Origin of the sequence: Amycolatopsis lurida (genome assembly GCF_900105055.1) — a bacterium.
Classification (GTDB): Bacteria; Actinomycetota; Actinomycetes; order Mycobacteriales; family Pseudonocardiaceae; genus Amycolatopsis; species Amycolatopsis lurida.
The window spans coordinates 7,453,798-7,472,943 of sequence record NZ_FNTA01000004.1; the positions used below are offsets into that span (position 1 = coordinate 7,453,798).

Below are 19,146 nucleotides of genomic sequence, written 5' to 3' on the forward strand. Positions count from 1 at the left end.
AGCGCTCATGACAAAACGATGAAATGGCCGTTCATCCATAAAGGACGTGCTCGGCTGGATATATTCACAGTCATGCTGACCTTGGCGGCCCTGGTCGACGACCCGGCTCTCGAACTGCGGGTGGTCGTCCCCGGCCGCGACGGGGCGCTAACCGAGCAGGTGCTGTGGGTGCACAACACCGAGCTCCCCGACCCCGGGCCGTATGTGCGCGAACACGAGGTCGTGCTGACCAACGGCCTGTGGCTGGATCGCGTCGGGCCGGCGGAGTTCGTCGCGCGGGTGGTCGGCGCCGGAGCGGCGGGGATCATCTTCGGCCTGCGCGTGGAGCAACGGGACACTCCGCCGGAACTCGCCGACGCCTGCCGGGAAGCGGGGCTGCCCCTGCTGGAGATCTCGGTGGCGGTGCCCTTCACGGCGGTCACCCGCGCGGCGGCGGCGATCCAGGCCACGGACCGGCAGAACGCGTTGCTGTCGCTGGTACGCCGAGGGGACGAGCTGACCTCGGCGCTGTCGCGAGGTGCGGGCGCGTCCGGCGTGCTCGCGGTCCTCCGTCGTGAGCACGAGCTTCCGCTGGCGGTCGTGGACCGGATGGGCCGGGAACTCGCCTCCGCCGGTACCGGACTGGACGCCGGTCAGTCGCGGGCCGCGGCGGAGGCACTGGCCGGGCATCCGCCGCCACTGGAGGCGGATCTCGGCGCGGGGACACGGGCGGCGTTGTTCCCGGTGGGCGCGATCGGCGACGCGGACGCCGCGCTGCTGTGCCTGCGCCCCGTGGCCGAACTGACGCGCGAGGAGCGTGACGCGCTGGAGCAGACCGCCCGCTACCTCAGCCTGGAGGTGGCCCGGCACCAGGCGGTACAGGCGATCGAGATGCGCTTCGCCGTGGAACTGCTGGACATGGTGCTGTCCGGCGCGCAGCGCGCCGCGGAGGTACCCGGCAGGTTGCGTGCCTTCGGCGTCGACCCGGACGGGCCGCTGGCGGTGATCGCGCTGGCGTTCGCGGGTGACGGCGCCGCGACCCCGCCGGGGATGGCGGAGGCCGTGACGGACTTCCTGCTGGCGGACGGGCTGCCCGCGGTCGTGGCGGCGGGCAGCCAGGACGTCGTCGCGGTGCTGCCGTTCCGTTCGGGACGGCAGTCGCCCGCCGCTTTCGCGCCGCGGCTGGCGGCGGCGGTTTCGCACCGCCTCGCCGGAGGGCGCGTGGTCGTCGGGCTCGCCGATCCCGTTTCCGGCGCGGCGGAACTGCGCGTGCCGTTGTCGCGCAGCCGCGAAGCCTGCCGCGTGCTCCGGGGCAGGCGTAGCGGCCCGGTCGCGGCGAGTTTCGCCGAACTGGGCAGCTACCGGCTGCTGCTGGAGTCGCACGACGAGCAATGGCGGCACACCTTCGCCGACGCCCTGCTCGGCCCGCTGCGCGAGCACGACCGCGTCCGCGACGGCGACCTGGAGACGACCCTGCGGGCGTTCCTCGACCACGACGGTCAGTGGGCGGCCACCGCCGCGGCGCTGTACGTGCACGTCAACACCCTGCGCAACCGGCTCGCCAAGGTCTCCGAGCTGACCGGTCGCGACGTCGGGCGGACCGCGGACCGGGTCGACCTGTTCCTGGCGCTGGAGGCGGCTCAGTCCGGATAGACCGACGGGTCGATCTCGAGGCGCCGCAAGGATTCCGTGGGCAAGCCGGGGTCGGCGAGCGCCGCGGCCGCCACGTCGCGGCACCGGGCGAACCGGACGTCGCCGAGGCCGAGCCCGAACTCGATGAGCGAGCGCACGGCCTCCAGCCGTCCCGGCCTGCCCGAAAGGAACGGGTGCAGGCACAGGTTGAACAGGCAGCGGTAGCGGCGCATCGCGTCCAGCTCCGCGCGCCACATCTCCAGCACCCGCGCCGGGGACGTGATCACCGAGCCGACCTGAGGCGCGGGAAGGAACGCGTACTGCTCCCAGTCGTCGAGCGACCAGTGCACCGGCAGCTCGGCGATCCGGCCCGCGCCGGTTTCGATCAGATACGGACGGTCGTCGGCCATCAGCGACGAGTCGTAGCTCAACCCGTGTTCGGCCACCAGCGCCGGAGTGTCCCAAGTGGACTCCCAGCCCGCCGCGCGGTGACCGCTGATCTCGATGCCCTGTGCGGCGAAGACCGCCATGCCCCGCTCGAAATCGGCACGCTGCTCGGCGGCGGTCATCGCGGTCGGCGGCCGGTGGCCGTAGGAGTGGTGGGCCACCTCGTGCCCGCGCTCCACGATCGTGGCGGCGAGGCCGGGCCGCTGTTCGGCGACCCAGCCCGGCACGAAGAACGTCGCGGGCACGGCCAGCTCGTCGAGCAGGTCGAGGATGCGCGGCACCCCCACCCGGGGGCCGTACGCCTGATGGGACATGGTCGAGAGGTGGCCGGCGTAACCCCGGCCTCGCGCGAGGATCGGCGATTCCGCGTCGACGTCGAAGGTCAGGGTCGCCACCGCGGCCGCGCCGCCGTGCCAGCTTGGTTCCGTCACGCTTGCCGACTCTCCCGCCAGCGGCGCGCGTTCGCCACCGTGACCGTCGGGGAGACCATCGCCCGGTCGAATTCGGCCAGGGGTTCCGCCGCCGCGACGCGGGCGGGCAGATCGGGATTGGCCAGCGCGCCGTGCCCGAGTGAGAGCACGTCCGCGTGCCCGCCGGTGAGCACCTCGTGCGCCTGCGTGAGGTCGTGCATCCCGCCGTTGGCGATCACCGGCAGCCCGGTGACCTGCCGGGCGAGGGCGGTGATGGTGCCGCCGTCGGCCAGCCTCGCCGTCTCGATCCAGTTCCGGCCCTCGCTGGCGATGTGGAGGTACTGCGCGCCCGCCTCGGCGACCGCGGCGAAGATCACCTCGGCGTCGTCGCGGCCACCTGGCCAGCGATAGGTGAAGTCGTTGACCTTCGTCTGCGACAGCCGCACGCCGGTCACCAGCTCCGGAACGGCCTCGGCGACGGCGGTCACGACACGGGCGGTCAGCCGGATCCGGTTCGCGACCGGTCCGCCGTAGGAGTCGGTGCGGCGGTTGGTGTAGTCGGTGAGGAACTGGTCGAGCAGGTACCCGTTCGCCGCGTGCACCTCGACACCGTCGAACCCGGCCAGCCGGGCCCGCACGGCCGCGGCGGCGAAGCCCTCGACGACGTCGTCGATCTCGGCTGTGGTGAGTTCGCGGGGGACCGGCCACGGCCCGGAGCCGCCGTACGCGCGCATCATCTCCCCGCGTGGCCGGACGGCCGTAGGAGCGACGGTGTGCTCCAGGTGCGGATTGCCCTGGGAGATCGCCCCGGCATGCATGAGCTGGGCGATCATCCGGCCGCCCGCCGCACGGACTCCGGCGGTGACGACGCGCCAGCCCGCGACGTGCTCGTCCCGCGCGAGGCCCGGCTGGTTGAGGTAACCCTGGCTGGCCGCGGTGTCGGGATAGGTGCCCTCGCTGAACACGAGCCCGAAGCCGCCGCGGGCGAATTCGGCGTAGTAGTCGGCCATCTCGCCGGTCGGGGTGCCGTCGGGGCCTGCCGAGACGCGGGACATCGGGGCCACGGCGTAGCGGTTTCGCAGGGCGAGGCCGCCGAGCGTGACCGGGGCCAGTGCGGGGTGCTCGACAGTGGTGGTCATGAGTGGTTTCCTCCATTGTGGACGGTTTCGATGGCGAGCGGGGACAGTCCGGCGTCGCTGATCCGGACGAGGTCCTGCGGGCAGGCGGAGACCACGACGACGCAGTCCATCTCGGCGCGCAGGGTCACCGCGTCGCCGGGCCGCGAGTTCGCGGTCAGCCAGTGCAGGCGTCCGTCCTCGCCGACCGGGACGCGCATGAAGACGTTGATCGGCTGCGGCGTCGGCCCGGTGAAGCCGAGGCCTTCGTCTGCCAGCGCCTCACGCAGGTTCGTGGCGCAGGACCGGTGCCCTGGAGCGCCCAGCGCGGCGTACCGGGCCGGGTCGCACGCCGGGATGAGCATGTCGTGCCGGCCGGGTGACGTGTCTTCGACCAGCGTCAGGATCGGGCGGCGCCGGTCGGTCACGAAGGACTCGCCCACCGCGGGGAACAGCCTGTCGATCCCGGCACGGGTGTGCGCCGCGCTGTGGTGCTCGGTCAGTTCGGTCCCGTTGCCGGCGAACGCGAAGACGTCGCCGACCTGGCCCCCGTCGACGTCGATCACCCGCACCAGATCCCCTGCGGCCACCCGGACGGCCTTGGCGGTCCTTGGTGGCACTTCCGTTCTGCTCATGCCTTCAGCAAACAGGGGCGGGCCGGCGGCTCGCCATGGAGAAAGCTCCACTCTCCAGCTCGATGTATAGAGAAACCTCCAATCACCCGAGTTACGCGGGAAGATACTTTCGACTTTGACCATTTTCGCGGTACCGGGTTAGTGTTCGGCGATGGAAGACGTGGACGCGGCCGGTCTGGACTTCTGGTCGTTCGTGGCGCTGGCGAACCGGCGGCTCGCGCATGAGTACGGCTTCCGGCACCAGTTGGCGACCGAGGTGCTGCTGACCCTCAACCGGGCCTCCGACCTGGTGACTTACGACCTCGAAGCCGCGGTACACCGGCCCCGCGGCCGGTCGTGGTCGGCCTTCCGGCTGCTGTTCGTGGTCTGGCTCGCCGGGCCGCTCGAACCGACCGGTGCCGCCCGGCTGACCGGGATGAGCCGGGCGGCCGTGTCGAATCTGGTCAAGACGCTGGTCGCGGAGGGGATGCTCGACCGGGTCCCGGACGAGCGCGACGGGCGTTCGGTGCGGTTGTCGCTGACCGAGGCGGGGCACGAGGAGATGGTCTCGGTGTTCCGCGAGCACAACGAGCGCGAATTCGGCTGGACGAACGCGCTGACCGAGACCGAACAGCGCATTCTCGTCATGCTGCTGGGCAAGCTGATCACGAGCCGCGCCGAGTTCGGCGCCCGGAGCCGCAAGTAGGCCTTCCCGACGCGCGGAGGACCGGACTACGCTGCCCGGTGGATAGTAAAAGCGTGAACTAAATCGGCGAGGAGGAGACCATGGTGGACGGCGGACGGATTCCCGCGCTCTTCGCCGGGCTGTGCGACGACGCCGCGGTGTTCCCGCCCGGGCTGGCCCCGCTGCCGGACGCGGTCGCGGCGCACGACGAGCACGTCTCCGCCTGGTACGCCGACCTCGTCGGCCCGCTGGTCATCGCCGCCACGGGGCTCGGTGACCTCGCCGACGTGCTGGGGGACCGGGCGACCCCGCTGCCGGTCTCGGTGACCCTGCCCGGCGGACCAGCGCGACTCGACGGCGTGCTCGAGGCCGTCACGTCACTGCCGGTGAAACTCGACGCGCTCGAGATCGCCGTCCCGGAGGGGATGGGCCCGGACGAGGTGCTCGCCGCGATTTCCTTCGCCACCGCACCGGTTTTCGTTGAAATCCCGCGCGACGAGCGACGTGTCCCGTTGCTGACCGCGCTTTCCGGCACCGGTCACCACGCGAAGTTCCGCACCGGGGGCGTCCGTGCCGACCTGTACCCCGGCGAAGCGGAACTCGCCGCCTCGGTGCGGGCGGCCGTCGGTGCGGGCGTTCCGTTCAAGGCCACCGCCGGACTGCACCACGCCCTCCGCAACACCGATCCGGAAACCGGATTCGAACAGCACGGCTTCCTCAACCTGATGCTCGCCACCGACGCCGTCCTCACCGACGGCGACGTCGAGGCCGTTCTCGCCGAACGAAACGGCACGGTCATCGCCGAGCGGCTCCGGGAGCTGGACTCGGACCGCGTCGCCGCCCTCCGCGCGGCTTTCACGTCGTTCGGCACCTGCAGCATCACCGACCCCCTGACCGAACTGGCCGGACTCGGCCTGCTCGAGGCGTCCCGAGGAGAGGCATGACCACGATCGACATCCCCGCAGACTCGCTGTTCGGGATCGACAACCTGCCGTACGGCGTGTTCTCCGTCGACGGCGATTCCCCGCGCGTCGGCGTGCGCGTCGGCGGCTCCGTCGTCGACCTGGCCGAGGCGCTCGGCGACGACGTGTTCGCCGCGCCGACGCTGAACCCGTTCATGGCGCAGGGATACGACCGCTGGGTGGCGGTCCGGGAGCGGATCCGCGACCTGGTCGCCGGCGAGGTCCCCGACGGCGCGGTCCACGCGATCGAACGGGTGACCCCGCACCTGCCGATCGAGGTCGCGGACTACGTCGACTTCTACGCTTCCGAACATCACGCCTCGAACGTCGGCAGGCTGTTCCGCCCCGACGCGGAACCGTTGCTGCCCAACTGGAAGCACCTCCCCGTGGGGTACCACGGACGGTCCGGCACGGTGCTGGTCTCCGGTACGGACATCGTGCGCCCGAGCGGTCAGCGCAAGGCCCCGGCCGAAGCGGCGCCGGTGTTCGGGCCGAGCACGCGGCTGGACATCGAGGCCGAGATGGGATTCATCGTCGGCACCGGAACGCCGCTGAACACCCCGATCACCCCGGACTCCTTTCCCCGCCACGTGTTCGGCGCGGTCCTGCTCAACGACTGGTCGGCCCGCGACATCCAGGCGTGGGAATACGTCCCGCTGGGCCCGCACCTCGGCAAGAGCTTCGCGACGTCCATCTCTCCTTGGGTGGTACCGATCCTGGCGCTGGAAGCCGCGCGGATCCCGCTCCCGGGCCAGACGGATCCAAAGCCGCTGCCATACCTGCGGGAAAGCGACCCGTGGGGCCTCGACATCGACCTCTCCATCGCATGGAACGGCGAGGAGGTCAGCCGCCCGCCGTTCCGCGAGATGTACTGGTCGCCCGCCCAGATGCTCGCGCACCTGACGGTCAACGGCGCCTCCTCCCGCACGGGCGACCTGTACGGTTCCGGCACGATCTCCGGACCGGAGAAACACCAGCGGGGCGCGTTCCTCGAACTGTCGTGGGGCGGCAAGGAACCGCTCACGGTCAAGGGGGAGGAGCGCACCTTCCTTCAGGACGGCGACGAGGTCGTGATCACCGGCTCCGCGCCCGGCGCGAACGGCTCGCGGATCGGGTTCGGCGAGGTGCGCGGGCGCGTTCTGCCGTCGAACTGAGCCGAGGCCCGTAAAGGTGCGCCTTCCCGTTGCGGCCTCGCGGCCGCAACGGGAAACCACTGCCGCGGCCCGTCTCAGGCCGAGATCCTGGAGTGGCCGGACCTCCCGGCACTCGTTCTCGGAAGGCGGACGCACCGTGAAACTCGTAGTCAGCGTGCTCGGCTTGGCCAAGTTCTTGTTCTGGCTCGTTGCGATCATCGCCGTGTGCGGATTCGTCGCCGGCGCCGGCAGCGTCGGCGACGTCCACCCGGCGTCGCCTGACCGGCGTGCCGCTGTGCAGTCGACCTCCGGTTTCTCTTCGCCCGATAGCCGCGTCAGGAAGGCAACGGTTCGAGACGCATGCGGGCTTGGATCTTGCCTTTGTGCTTGACGGTCAGCTCCTGACCGGATATTTCGTAACGGTAGTCGCCGTTGACCGCGACGAAGCCGGTCGCGGTCTGTTCGGCGGGCAAAGAGATGTGGTTGTCCGAAGTGGTCGGCTTCCCTTTGAGTTGTCCGTCGTAGTGGTAGGACCCCGCCGAGTCGCGGCAGATCGTCACCGTGTGCTTGCCGGTGTCGTACCTGGCCACCAGTTCGGCGTCCTCGCCCTCGGCCGGTAGCCAGCGGGCGGCTTCGACGGGACACGGCTTCGCGGTCCGGCCGGTGCCGCTCGTGCTCAAGGAACCGAACAGATCACCGATACGGCCGAGATTGGTGAACAAGACGAGAGCGGCGACACCTATCAGGACGACACGTACCACTCGACGCATCGTGGCGCCTGACACCGGTGCCCGGTGCGGCCGGGGTATCGCCCGTGGGCCGGCCGGAGCGGGGCGTGTGGGAGCCGCGGGTGGTTTCGGTGCCGGAGACCTGGCAGGCGGCACCGGCGCCAGTGAGATGGTGGGCCGGGGAAGATCCTTGTAGCGAGACTCGACGAAGTCGACTTTCTCGTCGCGTGGGACTTCGAGCGGCCGGTGTTCGGAGAGCGTCAGCACGGCCGTCGCGCTGCCGGGCTCACGTCCGCATACCCGGCAAGTCGATTGTTGCGCGTAGTTGTTGGTATGGCACGAATCGCATGCCCAGTCAGCGTTGTTCGTCATCACTCACCGTCCGTCATCGCGGACTCGCAGCACTTCTCCGTTGTCGCCGTCTTGAAAGGCGATCCAGTCATGGTCGTCGGGTGCTCGGCGAACCGTCAGTGGTTCGAGCACTGCGCCGGGAGGTTCGTTCGTCCTCGGAGACTCGTCCGGCCGTCCGCGGTCGTGGGCGCCTGCCCGGGCCGTGACTTCGTCCACGAAGCGCTGAAGTTCGGTCCGGCATTGTGCCGGAAACCAGAGCGGCAGGTCGACCGAGGCGATCCGGCCCAAACGCACGGTCAGAGTCAGCTGAAGCAGTTCCGCGCCGAGAAGTCCGGGCTCGACGGCGATCCGTGCGGCCGCACAGCGTGCCAGGGGGATCCGCAGCACAGTGGACGGGTCGTCCGGCCGAGCTTGCTCGGTGATGACGAGCAGAGCACCATGGCAGACGAGTGTCACGTCCAACCCGACGATCGCCGGACGGGACGCTGCCGGTGCCGCCGGCCGAGGTGGTTTTTCCGGGGGGCAGGTGGGCTTGCGGCGGAATCGCAAGCGGAGGCGTCGGCTCAAAGACTGCTCGCGATGGTCGCGATGATCTCGTCCATCTCCCACTCCTCGAGGCCTTCTCCCGCGACGGAGGGAAAGAAGAGGGTGTTGTTCCAGTCGTCGGCTATGTCCGCCCACGGATACTCCTCGGGTGCGAAGATCAGCAGTCTCTTGGCGGAGTTCTCCATGAGTGACTCGCGGCTCTGCGCATGCCCCCACAGGGTGAAAAGCCCGTCGAGCGAATCGGGCGCGGATTGCGGATAGCCGCGCGCACCGGTCTGTCGCGGGTCACCCAGCGGATGGGCGGGCGCGTCGGTGAAGATCACGATCACATGGCGGCGGCGGTCCAGTCCCGCCTCCCAGTCGGAGTGCATCGCGACCGCGAGTGCTTCGAGCCCGGACTCGGGGACGTCACCACCGCCGCCTGGGCTGAGCGCGCTGACTGTGCGTTCGAATTCGTCGACCTGTGAAGGGATACGCAGGAACTGGCTCTCGGCCAGTGCGTCTTCGGCACGATCGCCGAAGTCGCGGAACGCGATCACCTTGAGGCGGAGGCTGCGTATTTCCCTCCCTTTGGCCGCCATCTCCTGCACGAGCCTGCCGGGGAAGGAGAGTGCGCTGTGCTTGACGTTGTCGAGTGTCGGTTTCATGCTCGCGGTGGCATCGACGCACAACACGATGTCGACCGCGTAGCCGAGGTCGTTTCGGTGCTGAGAAGAGGAAGTCACGGGTCTCCTTACACCGGGATACGGCCGGTGAGGTTGATGCGGACTCGGCTGCGTCCTGTCTTCTCGACAGGGGTTCGCAGCGAGGTGAGTAGCGACAGGACGTCGTCGATTCCGGGGCGGCCTCCGGGATCGGCCCGGGCCAAAGCCATCAGCAGTGAGTTCCACTCGGACGGGAGATCCGGGTGGAGTGCCAGCTCCTCACCCGCGAGGACGGCGGCCGCGGGTGAGCCGAACCGGGACGGGAAACCAGGTGCGTCACCGGTGAGATAGGTGTGGATCAGCAATCCCAGGGCGAAGAGGTCGACGGCTGTCGTGAGCTGATCGGCCTTGATCCCGTTTTCGCCTCGAAGGTAACCCAGCCATTCGGGCGCGCCGTAGTAGGGATTGCCTCCGATGGTCTCGGCGGCAGGTGGCTTGCCGGACGGATACGCGTCGTCGAAGTCGATCAGCTTGGCGATATGCAGGTCGCTTCCGGCCGGGCGGTGAAACAGCACGTTCTCCGGTTTGAGGTCACCGTGGATCATGCCGCACTCGTGCAGGAGAGCGATACTCTCGCACAGGGTGTGCAGCAGGACGTTCCTGTCCACGGGTGGCAGCTCGGCCGGGGTCAACTCCACCGCGTCGATCCGGTCCGTCACCTTGTAATAGCGTGTCCCGTGCGCGAAGAAGTCCTTTGTCAGAACCAGATTGCCGGCATGAAGGTGATCCGCGCGCAAGAGCCGGGACAGTCTTTCGTGGTGGATTTCGAAGCGACGGCACTCGGCCAGCCGGCGTTTCTTGTCCGCCACGGTGCCCATCGAGTCGGGGCGAGGGCGTTTGGGATCCAAATACTCCTTCACGAAGAAGTCTTTGCCTTCCTTGCGCGCGAACGCCCAAAGGCACTTGCCCGCGTTGGTGTTCGAAGGCCGCGTGACGATCTCGTAGCCGTTGACCAGTTCGCCCAGCTTCACGAGTCGTTCCCTTCGCGAGGAGGCAACCGTCGTTCGTATCCGCCGCGGTAGGCGAGCCAAGACCGCTCCCTCGTGGCGACCACGGCCGGTCGCCCCATCGACGTGGCCCGGCGCATCGGTTCGGCGTGTTCCTCGTGGACGCGATCGAACCGCCACCGGAAGCTCGCTCGCAGGGCGGCGAAATCCTCGAATCCGAGCGCGGCGATCGCGATGGACGCGTCGTCCTTGGTGAAGGACTCCACTCGTTCGGCGAGCAGGACCGACCAGTGCATCGGCTCCTGCGAAGCCAGCAAGGTGTCCCACAGCAGATGCTCGAATTCGGCTGGGGTGCCGACATAGCCGAAGAAGCCGTCGGTGGCGGTGATGAGGACGCACGGGACGTGTGCGGTACCCCGCCACCGATTGATCGCGAAACCACCGCCCGCGTGCACCATGTTGGTCATCGGCGGGTCTTGCAGCAGCAGGGCCAGCGCGTCGGCCGGCTCGGTGTCGTCGGCGCTCAACTGCTGCAGGCCGGCTTCGGGTTCGGCCACATAGCACCGGGAGTCCCCAGCCCACAGCACCTGCCATGAAACCTCTCCGGCGCGGGAATCGAAGGCCAGAGCGGCCAAGGTGGTGGGAAGCTGACGTTGCAGCCCGCCTCGCATCCTTCCTCGCCGGAGGACGCCGGTCGCCAGCCGTCCGCTGATACGCGCCGCGAGAGCCTCCGGTGAGAAGTCCGCGGAGCCGTCGGTGAACCACTCCTCGACGAGGCCCCGGACGCGGCGGGAAGCCAGCCACGCCTGGGTTCGCGGCCGTCCCGACGGCGTGCGGCCCACGAGCGAACGGCCGGCGCCACCGACGCCGTCGAACACGGAGAGGAGTCCTGACGCACTCGGCCTGTGGTAGAGGACGAGGGGGTCGGCGTCCTCACCTTGGTTCGCGATCTTCTCGGTGCATACCGCGACGGAGATGAATCCGCTTTCGACGTGGTGCCAGAGACGTGCGTTGCCACGGTTGCCGGGGTGGATGTCCATCGGGAACGCCTCAGCTTCCGTCTTCCGGCGCGGACCGGCGCATCGTGCCCCGCACCCGGCCGGGGCCGTTCTCTGGTCTCGGAGCCGGTGACGATTCCGGCCGCTCGTCGCCGGTCGTGTCGGGACGGGGAACGTTTCCCTCGACCACTTTGCCGTCTTCGATGGCGGCTTTGGCCCGGGACTCGAGGCCGTCGCGGAGCTTGCGTCGCGTACCCGGTACCGACTTGCTCCGGTCGAAGAACTCGCCCAGCACCTGGTCGCGGAGATCCGTGGCGTTGGGATCTGTGATGTCGCTGCCGGTGAGGGCGCGGAGTACATCGATCTTCGCCTGGGTCTCCGCGGCCCGGTCGGCTCGTTCCCGATCCAGGAGGGCCATGGGGTCGCCGTCGTCCATCGCCATGATGTGGGCGAGCATGTCCTCCCGGCTGCCACCCGCGATGGGCCGCATCGAGTCGTAGGTCAGTTTGCGCACCCTGATCTTGCGCTGTTCGGTCACGAAGTCCTCCGCGTCGACCATCGCGACCGACACGGAGTAGCTGCCGAGCTGCACGATCGACGAGCCGTGGGCGGAATTGAGCCGCGCCACCACGGCGTTCTGGGCTTCGGATGGGGCGAGCACGTCGAACCGGGCCGCGGTTTCCCGGACGATCGAAGCGAGTGAGGACTGCAACGACGCTGTCATGTCGGTGATGTCGTCCCGTGCGATGGCGACCGGATCCTTGACCCGGCAGGCAAAGCGGACGGTCACGCTGAACGGGAAGGCAGGGTCGGCACTGGCCGTGTTGATGCTGAAGGCCAGCCCCCGGTTGGCGACGTCGATCAGGTACATCCTGCGGTAGTTGCCGAACCGGGCGTCGGGAACGCGATCGCCGTGGTTCACCACCAGCGGTGCGCCCATCGCACGTTCGAGCACCATCGCGGTGCCCAACTCGGGAGTCCGAAGAGGGGATGTCAAGCGCATTCGCCGGAGTTCGAGGCGCTGAAGAATGGGATTGTAAGTCTGGTTCATGACGCCTCTTTCTCGAGGTCGACGAGGGTGTCGTGGAACTCGGCGGCCTTGTCGGACGGGGCATAAGGGTCTTGTGCCCACCGTCGGAGCAGGCGGAGAACTCGTTCCAGGTCCGCGCTGCCGCGGTCCGCGATCCCGACGAGAACGTCGAGCACAGCGGAGGACGCCGTTTCGTCCTGGTCGGCATACCGGACCCAAGAGCGGAGTGCGGTACGGGCGAGCTTCCGTGCCGACGAGTCGGCCAGTGCCCGGCCCCACAGTTCAGGGAGCACGTCACGGTGCTCGTGCTTCTCACGCATGAGCAGCGGGCGGTTTCCCGTGCCGTCCTCGGGAAGGACCGCGAACGAGAACGCCATCAGAATCCTGACCGTGGCTTCTTCGTCATCCGACCGATCCGCCCACTCGAGCAGCGCTTGCAGCACCTCGGTCGTACGGCCGGCCTGAAGCAGGGACTTGGTGCTGATCGCGACCGGTTCCAGCAGGTCCCACGAGTCGCGGTGGACGAGGGTGCGCAGAACGAACAAGGCTCGGCGAGGGGCGTCGAAGCCGAGCCGGCCGCCCACCGCCAAACCGGCGGTGATCGGCAGTTTCGGAGATCTCGTCGGGCTTTCGAACGCGGCCCACTGTTCGATATGGGTCCAGGCGGCTTCCGCGTTGCCACCGATCGTGCCCGCCACGTTGAGCCCATGGGCGGCACTCTGGCGGAGCACGGCCGTTTTCGAGGCGGCCCACGGCAGCAGGTACTTGTGCAGGCCGTGTTCGAAATCATTGGTGGCGAGAATGCCCGCTGCTTGGGCAGTCCGAGCCCGGACCTCGACGTCATTGTGTTCGGCGAGGCTCTTGAGCCATTCCAGGATCTTCGCCCTTGCCCCGTCGAGTTCGAACCACGTCACGCCGAGCACGGCCACTCGGAGGTGCGCAGATTTGAATCTCAACCGGGGAACACCGCTGTCCCCGGCTGGGGGCGTCACGAGCTCGAGCCATCCCCGCTTCGCGAGGATCCTTCTGAGATACCGCAGTGTGAGCGTCGCCGAACTGGTGCTCAGTTGCCGGTAGAGCGCGATGGCGGCGTCGGCGACGTGAAGGTAGCCGGCGTCTTCGAGTACCGCCGTGGCGAGCACCAGCGCGACGTCGGCGGTGTCGGGGGAACTGCTGAGCCATTCCCGGACTTGATCTTCGGGGTTGCTGAGTCTTCCGACGACTTTCCCGACATCGTCGCGCGTCCGGACGGCCTCGGCCACCGCGCTCGCCACCCGGGTGGCGAAGCGCGGGTCGTCGCGGTCCTCCAGCAGTTCCGCGAGCCCGTCGGTGGACAGATGTTCCTCGAGTTCGGAGGGGGACAGCCAAGGCAACTCGCCGGCCATCCGGCGGCGCACGATCTCTATGGGGTCGGGGAGTTCGAACTCCTCGACGACGAACTCCATCCGCTTCGAGGCGGAGGCGAGGGATCCGGTGACCGGCCCGGTCACGACGACGAGGTAGCTCTCCTCCGCGAGGAGCCGCTCCGAGGTCTTCACCAGCCAGTCGTCGGTGAGCTTCCCCGCGGCGAACTTGCCGTCCCCACCGGCGTTGTCGACGACCACATACCCGCTTCGCGGATGGGGAACCCGCCAGTTCGGATTCCCCAGCATCGAGCTGGTGACACGGTAGACGTTCGCGTCTTCGCCCAGCACGTCACGCAGAGTCGCCAGCGCCCGGGTGAAGCGACCGGTACCGGCGGCGTCTGCCATGACGAGGAGGCTGGTGCTCTGCAACCGGCCGACGCCGTCGGTGAAATCCGGTGGCGCGACGAAGTATTCCGTCGCCTTGAGGACGTCCTGGGGTTCGGTCCGTGCCCTGGATGACCGGCGAGCACCGCTCCGGCCGCCCGGGCCGGCCACGAAGTCACCGTCGACGATGATGTCGCCGTGGAAGAGGTTGAGGTTCCCGGCGCCTGCGAGCCGGTCGGCGGCGGCCGAAATGATCTTGGTGAATCGGCCGTTCGACAGCTCCGAAGCCTCGCCACGCAGGCCTTTGACCGCTTCCTCCCGGCTGGACGGTGCCGGGTTTTCCTTCGGGGGTTCAGGACCGACCTCCTGGGGAGGGGGCTCGGTCTCGTTCGGCGCAGGCTCCGCCTGCTCGTCCTCGCTCACGGTTCAGCTCCGGTAGGGGTCTAGACAGTCAGGGCGATGGGCTGGTCAGCCGAATCTGGGGCCGGCGTGGAAATCGCCTTGTACGGTGACTTGGTCGTACTGGCTGACCACGCCGCCTTCATGTGCGTGCGCCGTGAATTTCGCGGCCGAAGCCGCCGACGGCGTGTGGTGCGCCCGTAAACCTGGAACCAGTTCTCGTAGCCTGGCCGCGAGCCGATCGATGTCCGGGCTCGCACTGCGAAAACCGATGGCGATGTCTTGGAGCTTGGAAAGCGGGCGCAGCGACTCCGGCAACTCGTCGGCGCGAACCCTTTCCGGCACGTCCAGCCGCACGGGGATCACCCGTTTCCCCAGTTCGAACGCGAGCAGGATCTCCCGGCGGACGAAATCACGAGGATCGTCGATGCGGCGCAATCCGGTCTCGTCCACGGCATCGAGCCAATGACGGCCCATCACGACGAGCACCGCCTCTGATTCCGCGACGGCGTCGAACATGCTCTTCTCCCACTCGGCGCCGAGTTCGATCGATTTCGAAGCGAAGAAAACAGTCTCCGGGCCGAACGTCCGCGACAGTTCGCGATCGAGCAGTGCGACCCCGAAGCGATCGTCGGCGGTGCGGTAGTTGAGGAAGATCTTGATCAACGAGGGGGCCCTTCTCATTCGTTGGGGTGCGTCGCCGCTCCGGGGGCGCTGTCGCGAAGGCCCTGCCGGATGAATGACAGGGAGTAATACTCGGCATCCGATCGGTGGCTTGACAAGCCCTACTTGGCAGTAGGGGAGCGTTTCCTGTTTCCGTTTCCGTCGCTGTCCAGGATCTGTCCTTGTTTTGGCAATGATCTTGCCTGGGTGTGCCGGACAGGTCTGTCAGCCGGTGCCTCCCGGAGTGCGGATGCTGTTTAATGCCGGAAGGTATGCCTTCCTGTTTCCTGTTTCCGGCTCCGTACGGAACACGAATCCCATGCCGGTCGGCGTAAGAGCGCGGAAGATGGTCAGCGGAGAAGGGCGGTGTGCGGATGTCTTCCCTGTCGGAGACCTTCGGGGCGAGGTTGCGGGCGTTGCGAGTGGCCGAAGGCATTTCACTCAGCGAGTTCGCGCGTCGTCTCTACTACAGCAAAGGACATGTGAGCCGCATCGAAACCGGTGCGCAGTCCCCGTCTCCCGAGTTCGTGCGTAAGTGCGATGCCGAGTTACGCGCCGGTGGTGAGTTGATCACGTTGGCGGGGGAGACGGCGCGTGTGGTGCGCACGGCTCTGTCCGAATCGGCCGAGGAAGAGGTGTGGGTGATGACGATGACACCGGACGGTGGTGCGGCTTTCAGTCCTGTCGCCAGGCGGGACGTGCTGCTCGGCGGGATGGCTGTGATCGCCGGGCTCAAGGTTTCCGGTACCGGCGTCGTGTCGGCGAACGCTGAGGCGCAATTGCGCTATCACCGTCACCTGTTCGACTCCGCGCGGGACCTTGGGCAGTTCTCGTCACCGGATGTCGTGCTGCCGATGGTGGTCGGGCAGGCGCAGGCCTTGCGTACGCTCGCGAAACAGGTAGGCGGACGCACTGTCCCCGCGGTGGCTTCCTTGGCCGCTCGGACGGCGGAGTACGCGGGCTGGATGGCGCAGGAAGCCGGAGACGATTCGGCTGCGGCGTGGTGGACGGACCGGGCGGTACGAGTCGCGAGAGTGGCGGGAGACGACTTCTTGGCCAGCTACGCGCTGGTGCGGCAGGCACTGATCACGATGTACCAGGGTGATGGCGCCACAACCGTTTCCCTGGCCCAGCGGGCGCAGGCGGAGAAGAACGTGCCGGCGCGAGTGCTCGGGCTCGCCGCTCAGCGTGAGGCGCAAGGGCACGCGCTGCTCGGCGACCGTGACGCATGCCTGCGTGCCCTGGACCGCGCGCGGACGTTGCTGCTGGATCCCTCCGGTGCACCGGAGGGACCGGTGATCGGCACCTCGCGTGTCGCCGATCCCGTGGCGGTCGCGACCGGCTGGTGTCTCTACGACCTCGGGCAGCCGGCCAAAGCCGCGGAGGTCCTCGACAGGGAGCTGGCGCGCATACCCGGTAGCGCCGTTCGAGCCCGCGCGCGATTCGGCGTGCGACTGTGTTTGGCGTACGCCGCGTCGGGAGAGCTGGAGCACGCATGCCGGCTCGCTCGGCCGCTGTTCGGTCAGATCGCCCAGCTCGGGTCCGCGACCGTCCGTACCGATTTGCGCCGTCTGGCAACGCTCGTACGGCGGTGGAGCGCCCATCCGGAGGTTCGTGCGCTGGAACCGGAACTCACGATCGCGCTAGGGCGCTCGGCGTGAGCCCGATTTCCGGCGGCGTTCGCTCGGCGATGGATGGCACCGCCAGGCCGGCCCTCGCGACGGCCCACAGCGGCTGGGCGACGAGTAAGAGCGAGCCGGCCGGCGTTCAGTTACCCGGAATCCCGTTGGGCGGCGGCCCGTCGTTCGCGGCGGAGTCGTCCGCCTTGATGGGCGCGTCGCCGAGGTCGGACACCAGGACCGGCGTCAGATCCTTGCCGACGCCGCCCTTGAGCTCGACCACCGACATGCCGGAGATGCCCAGGTGGCTGTCGGCGGTGTAGCGGAACGGCGCCAGACCCGGGCCCTCGAACGTCTTCCCGGACTGCTGGATCACCTCGACGAGGCGCTCGCGCGTCAGGTCCTTTCCGGCCGCCTGCAACGCCTGGACGAACGTGTACGCCTGCGCCATCCCGTAAATGCGGTAGTTCGTCAGGTCGCCGCCCTTGCCGTGCGCCTTCCAGACGTTCTGCCACAGCTTCGTCCAGGCGTTGTCCGGTGCGTCGACACCGGGCAGGTACTCGGTGGTGACCACACCGTCGATGAGCGACGCGCCGTCGGTGACCTTGCCTTCGGAGAACCGTGCGAGCAGGGAACCGACGAGGGCGGGATCGGAGCCGACGTTGCTGTAGACCCACTTCGGTTTGAAGCCGATCTTCAGCGACGCCAGCTGGGAAAGCGCGGTGTACGACGGAACGGTGAAGCCCAGTACCAGATCCACGCCCGCGGCCTTGAGTTTCGCGATCTGCGGCGCGATGTCCGTGTTGCCCGGTGAGTACTTCGCGACCTCCACGATCTGCTGGCCGAGGTACCGCCGGGCACCCTTCTCGCCGTCGCGGCCGAAGTCGTCATCCTGGAGGAACAGGCCGACCTTGGCGTTCGGCAGGTTCTGCCGCACCCAGTCGCCGATGATCTTGCCTTCGATCTCGTAATCCGGCTGCCAGCCGAAGGTGAACGGCGCCTTCTTCGGATCGTCGCCCCAGCGCAGCGAACCCGACGACACGAACAGGTCCGGCACCTTGGAGTTGTTGAGGAAATCGACGACGGCGCTGTGCGTCGGCGTGCCGAGGCCGCCGACCATCGCGAAGATCTCCTCCTTGAGCACCAGTTCGTCGGTGACCGCGCTCGTGGTGGTCGGGTTGTAGCCGTCGTCCTTCACCACGAACTCGATCTTGCGGCCGTTGACGCCGCCGTTCGCGTTCACGTAGTCGTAGTAGGCCTGATGGCCGCTCGGGATCTCGCTGTAGCCGGGCGCGGCCACGCCGGTCAGCGGGAAATGCGCGCCGATCTTGATGGTCGTGTCGGTGACGCCGACGGTCGAGCCCTTCTGCTCGCCCTCGGGTCTGCCGCCCGCACCGCAGGCGGCGGTGACCGTGACGGCCAGGAAGACGGCCACGGCCTTGGTCCAGCTTTTCATGAAGTTCTCCTCCGGTGGATGAGTTTCCGCAGCCCGCCGGCGAGACCGGCGGGTGCGAGCAGCACGATCAGGACGGTGACCAGGCCGTAGATCAACGGCGCCAGATGCGCGGCCTGCACGTCGGACAGGCCGAGGTCCGTGCCCGCGCCGGTCACCAGCGGCGGCAGGAAGGTCAGCAGCGCGGCTCCGGCGAGCGCTCCGGTCAGGCTCCCGAGCCCGCCGAGCACCACCGCGGACACCAGCAGCAGCGACAACGTCAGCGCGAACCCGCTCGGCGCCGCCAGCCGCGCCGACAACGCCATCAGCGCTCCGGCCAGTCCCGCGCATCCCGAGCTGACGACGAACGCGCGCACCCGGGTACGGCCGAGGTCGATCCCGGTGAGTTCGGCGGCCACGTCCTCGTCGCGTACCGCTCGCCAATCACGGCCGACCCGGCCGCGGGACAGGTTCGCCAGCAGCACGAACACGATGATCACCGCGAACCAGGAAAGGTAGGCGAGATAACGGATCGAGGTGAGTTCGTGGCCGGTGACGAAGTACGCGGCGTCCGCCAGCCAGACCGGGATTTCCGGCATCCGCACCGGCAATCCCTGTTCGCCGCCGAGCGCTTCACCGAAGAACAACGGGATCCCGGGAACGGCGACGGCGAGCGCGAGTGTCGCTCCGGCGAGATACGGCCCGTGCAGCCTGGCCGCGGCGACACCCACGAGGGCTCCGACGGCCAGTGTGATCACCATCGCCAGCACCAGGATCACCGGCAGCGGAAGGAATTCCGACCTCAGCAGAAGCGCGGTCGAGTACGCGCCGACGGCCATCAAGGCGCCGTGCCCGAGTGACAGCTGCCCGTTGAGTCCGGTCAGGACGGTCAGGCCGCCCGCCGCGACCGCGAAGTACGCCATCGTGGTGAGCTGCGAGGTGAGGAACGGTCCGGAGTTCTCCAGGACCAGCACGACGACGAGCAGCGCGGCGAGCGCGCTCAGCAGAGAACGGTGCCGCAC

Annotated in this window: 18 protein-coding genes; 5 read left to right on the forward strand and 13 right to left on the reverse strand. The window is 68.5% G+C overall.

Annotated elements, in window-relative coordinates:
- Window positions 1-72: 72 nt before the first annotated feature.
- Window positions 73-1,632: a PucR family transcriptional regulator gene (locus BLW75_RS40420; protein WP_034316165.1), complete on the forward strand. Its 1,560-nt coding sequence runs from the start codon at window positions 73-75 to the stop codon at window positions 1,630-1,632.
- Here BLW75_RS40420 and BLW75_RS40425 read toward each other — a convergent pair.
- Genes BLW75_RS40425 through BLW75_RS40435 form a run of 3 tightly spaced genes read right to left on the reverse strand, consistent with a single transcriptional unit; the run spans window position 1,620 to window position 4,218 of the window.
- Window positions 1,620-2,489: a polysaccharide deacetylase family protein gene (locus tag BLW75_RS40425; protein ID WP_034316163.1), complete on the reverse strand. Its 870-nt coding sequence runs from the start codon at window positions 2,487-2,489 to the stop codon at window positions 1,620-1,622. The two genes, BLW75_RS40420 and BLW75_RS40425, sit on opposite strands and share 13 nt — an antisense overlap.
- Window positions 2,486-3,607, reverse strand: a complete 1,122-nt coding sequence (locus BLW75_RS40430; RefSeq protein ID WP_034316159.1) for an oxidoreductase — start codon at window positions 3,605-3,607, stop codon at window positions 2,486-2,488. Before BLW75_RS40430 ends, BLW75_RS40425 begins: the two co-directional genes overlap by 4 nt.
- Complete coding sequence (locus BLW75_RS40435; protein ID WP_034316157.1) at window positions 3,604-4,218, reverse strand: DUF1989 domain-containing protein; 615 nt, start codon at window positions 4,216-4,218, stop codon at window positions 3,604-3,606. Before BLW75_RS40435 ends, BLW75_RS40430 begins: the two co-directional genes overlap by 4 nt.
- A gap of 151 nt (window positions 4,219-4,369) precedes the next feature.
- Between BLW75_RS40435 and BLW75_RS40440 the strand changes: the two genes are divergently transcribed.
- From BLW75_RS40440 to fahA, 3 genes are all read left to right on the forward strand, one after another.
- Window positions 4,370-4,903: a MarR family winged helix-turn-helix transcriptional regulator gene (locus BLW75_RS40440; protein ID WP_034316154.1), complete on the forward strand. Its 534-nt coding sequence runs from the start codon at window positions 4,370-4,372 to the stop codon at window positions 4,901-4,903.
- 80 nt (window positions 4,904-4,983) lie between these two features.
- Window positions 4,984-5,826, forward strand: coding sequence for a hypothetical protein (locus tag BLW75_RS40445; protein WP_034316152.1), 843 nt, complete (start codon window positions 4,984-4,986; stop codon window positions 5,824-5,826).
- Window positions 5,823-6,998, forward strand: coding sequence for a fumarylacetoacetase (gene fahA / locus BLW75_RS40450; RefSeq protein ID WP_034316150.1), 1,176 nt, complete (start codon window positions 5,823-5,825; stop codon window positions 6,996-6,998). The genes BLW75_RS40445 and fahA overlap by 4 nt, the downstream gene beginning before the upstream one ends.
- Before the next feature lie 314 nt (window positions 6,999-7,312).
- Here fahA and BLW75_RS40455 read toward each other — a convergent pair whose 3' ends face one another.
- The 8 genes from BLW75_RS40455 to BLW75_RS40485 form a co-directional block, all read right to left on the reverse strand.
- Entirely contained in the window at window positions 7,313-7,738 is a 426-nt protein-coding gene (locus BLW75_RS40455; protein ID WP_091599462.1) for a hypothetical protein, read from the reverse strand.
- A gap of 342 nt (window positions 7,739-8,080) precedes the next feature.
- Window positions 8,081-8,518 (reverse strand): hypothetical protein, encoded by a 438-nt coding sequence (locus BLW75_RS40460; RefSeq protein ID WP_034316148.1) that lies wholly within the window; start codon window positions 8,516-8,518, stop codon window positions 8,081-8,083.
- A 101-nt stretch (window positions 8,519-8,619) separates the two neighbouring features.
- Window positions 8,620-9,327 carry a vWA domain-containing protein gene (locus tag BLW75_RS40465; protein ID WP_034316146.1) on the reverse strand — a complete coding sequence of 236 codons (708 nt, stop codon included), beginning with the start codon at window positions 9,325-9,327 and terminating at the stop codon, window positions 8,620-8,622.
- 8 nt (window positions 9,328-9,335) lie between these two features.
- Entirely contained in the window at window positions 9,336-10,277 is a 942-nt protein-coding gene (locus tag BLW75_RS40470; protein WP_034316144.1) for a protein kinase domain-containing protein, read from the reverse strand.
- Window positions 10,274-11,293, reverse strand: coding sequence for a protein phosphatase 2C domain-containing protein (locus BLW75_RS40475; RefSeq protein WP_158005395.1), 1,020 nt, complete (start codon window positions 11,291-11,293; stop codon window positions 10,274-10,276). Before BLW75_RS40475 ends, BLW75_RS40470 begins: the two co-directional genes overlap by 4 nt.
- 10 nt (window positions 11,294-11,303) lie before the next feature.
- The gene (locus BLW75_RS43100; protein WP_158005394.1) at window positions 11,304-12,209 is read right to left on the reverse strand and encodes a hypothetical protein; all 906 of its coding nucleotides are present in this window, start codon (window positions 12,207-12,209) and stop codon (window positions 11,304-11,306) included.
- A gap of 89 nt (window positions 12,210-12,298) precedes the next feature.
- A complete protein-coding gene (locus tag BLW75_RS40480) occupies window positions 12,299-14,434 on the reverse strand; it encodes a phage tail sheath protein (RefSeq protein WP_034316138.1) in 2,136 nt (711 codons plus the stop codon).
- A 45-nt stretch (window positions 14,435-14,479) separates the two neighbouring features.
- The gene (locus tag BLW75_RS40485; RefSeq protein ID WP_091599468.1) at window positions 14,480-15,094 is read right to left on the reverse strand and encodes a toll/interleukin-1 receptor domain-containing protein; all 615 of its coding nucleotides are present in this window, start codon (window positions 15,092-15,094) and stop codon (window positions 14,480-14,482) included.
- A gap of 353 nt (window positions 15,095-15,447) precedes the next feature.
- On the opposite strand from BLW75_RS40485, the gene BLW75_RS40490 reads away from it, so the two are divergent.
- Window positions 15,448-16,734 (forward strand): helix-turn-helix domain-containing protein, encoded by a 1,287-nt coding sequence (locus tag BLW75_RS40490; RefSeq protein ID WP_034316135.1) that lies wholly within the window; start codon window positions 15,448-15,450, stop codon window positions 16,732-16,734.
- Between the two features lie 106 nt (window positions 16,735-16,840).
- On the opposite strand, the gene BLW75_RS40495 is transcribed toward BLW75_RS40490, so the two are convergent.
- The gene (locus BLW75_RS40495) at window positions 16,841-18,148 is read right to left on the reverse strand and encodes an ABC transporter substrate-binding protein (protein ID WP_034316132.1); all 1,308 of its coding nucleotides are present in this window, start codon (window positions 18,146-18,148) and stop codon (window positions 16,841-16,843) included.
- The gene (locus BLW75_RS40500; RefSeq protein ID WP_091599471.1) at window positions 18,145-19,146 is read right to left on the reverse strand and encodes a branched-chain amino acid ABC transporter permease; all 1,002 of its coding nucleotides are present in this window, start codon (window positions 19,144-19,146) and stop codon (window positions 18,145-18,147) included. Before BLW75_RS40500 ends, BLW75_RS40495 begins: the two co-directional genes overlap by 4 nt.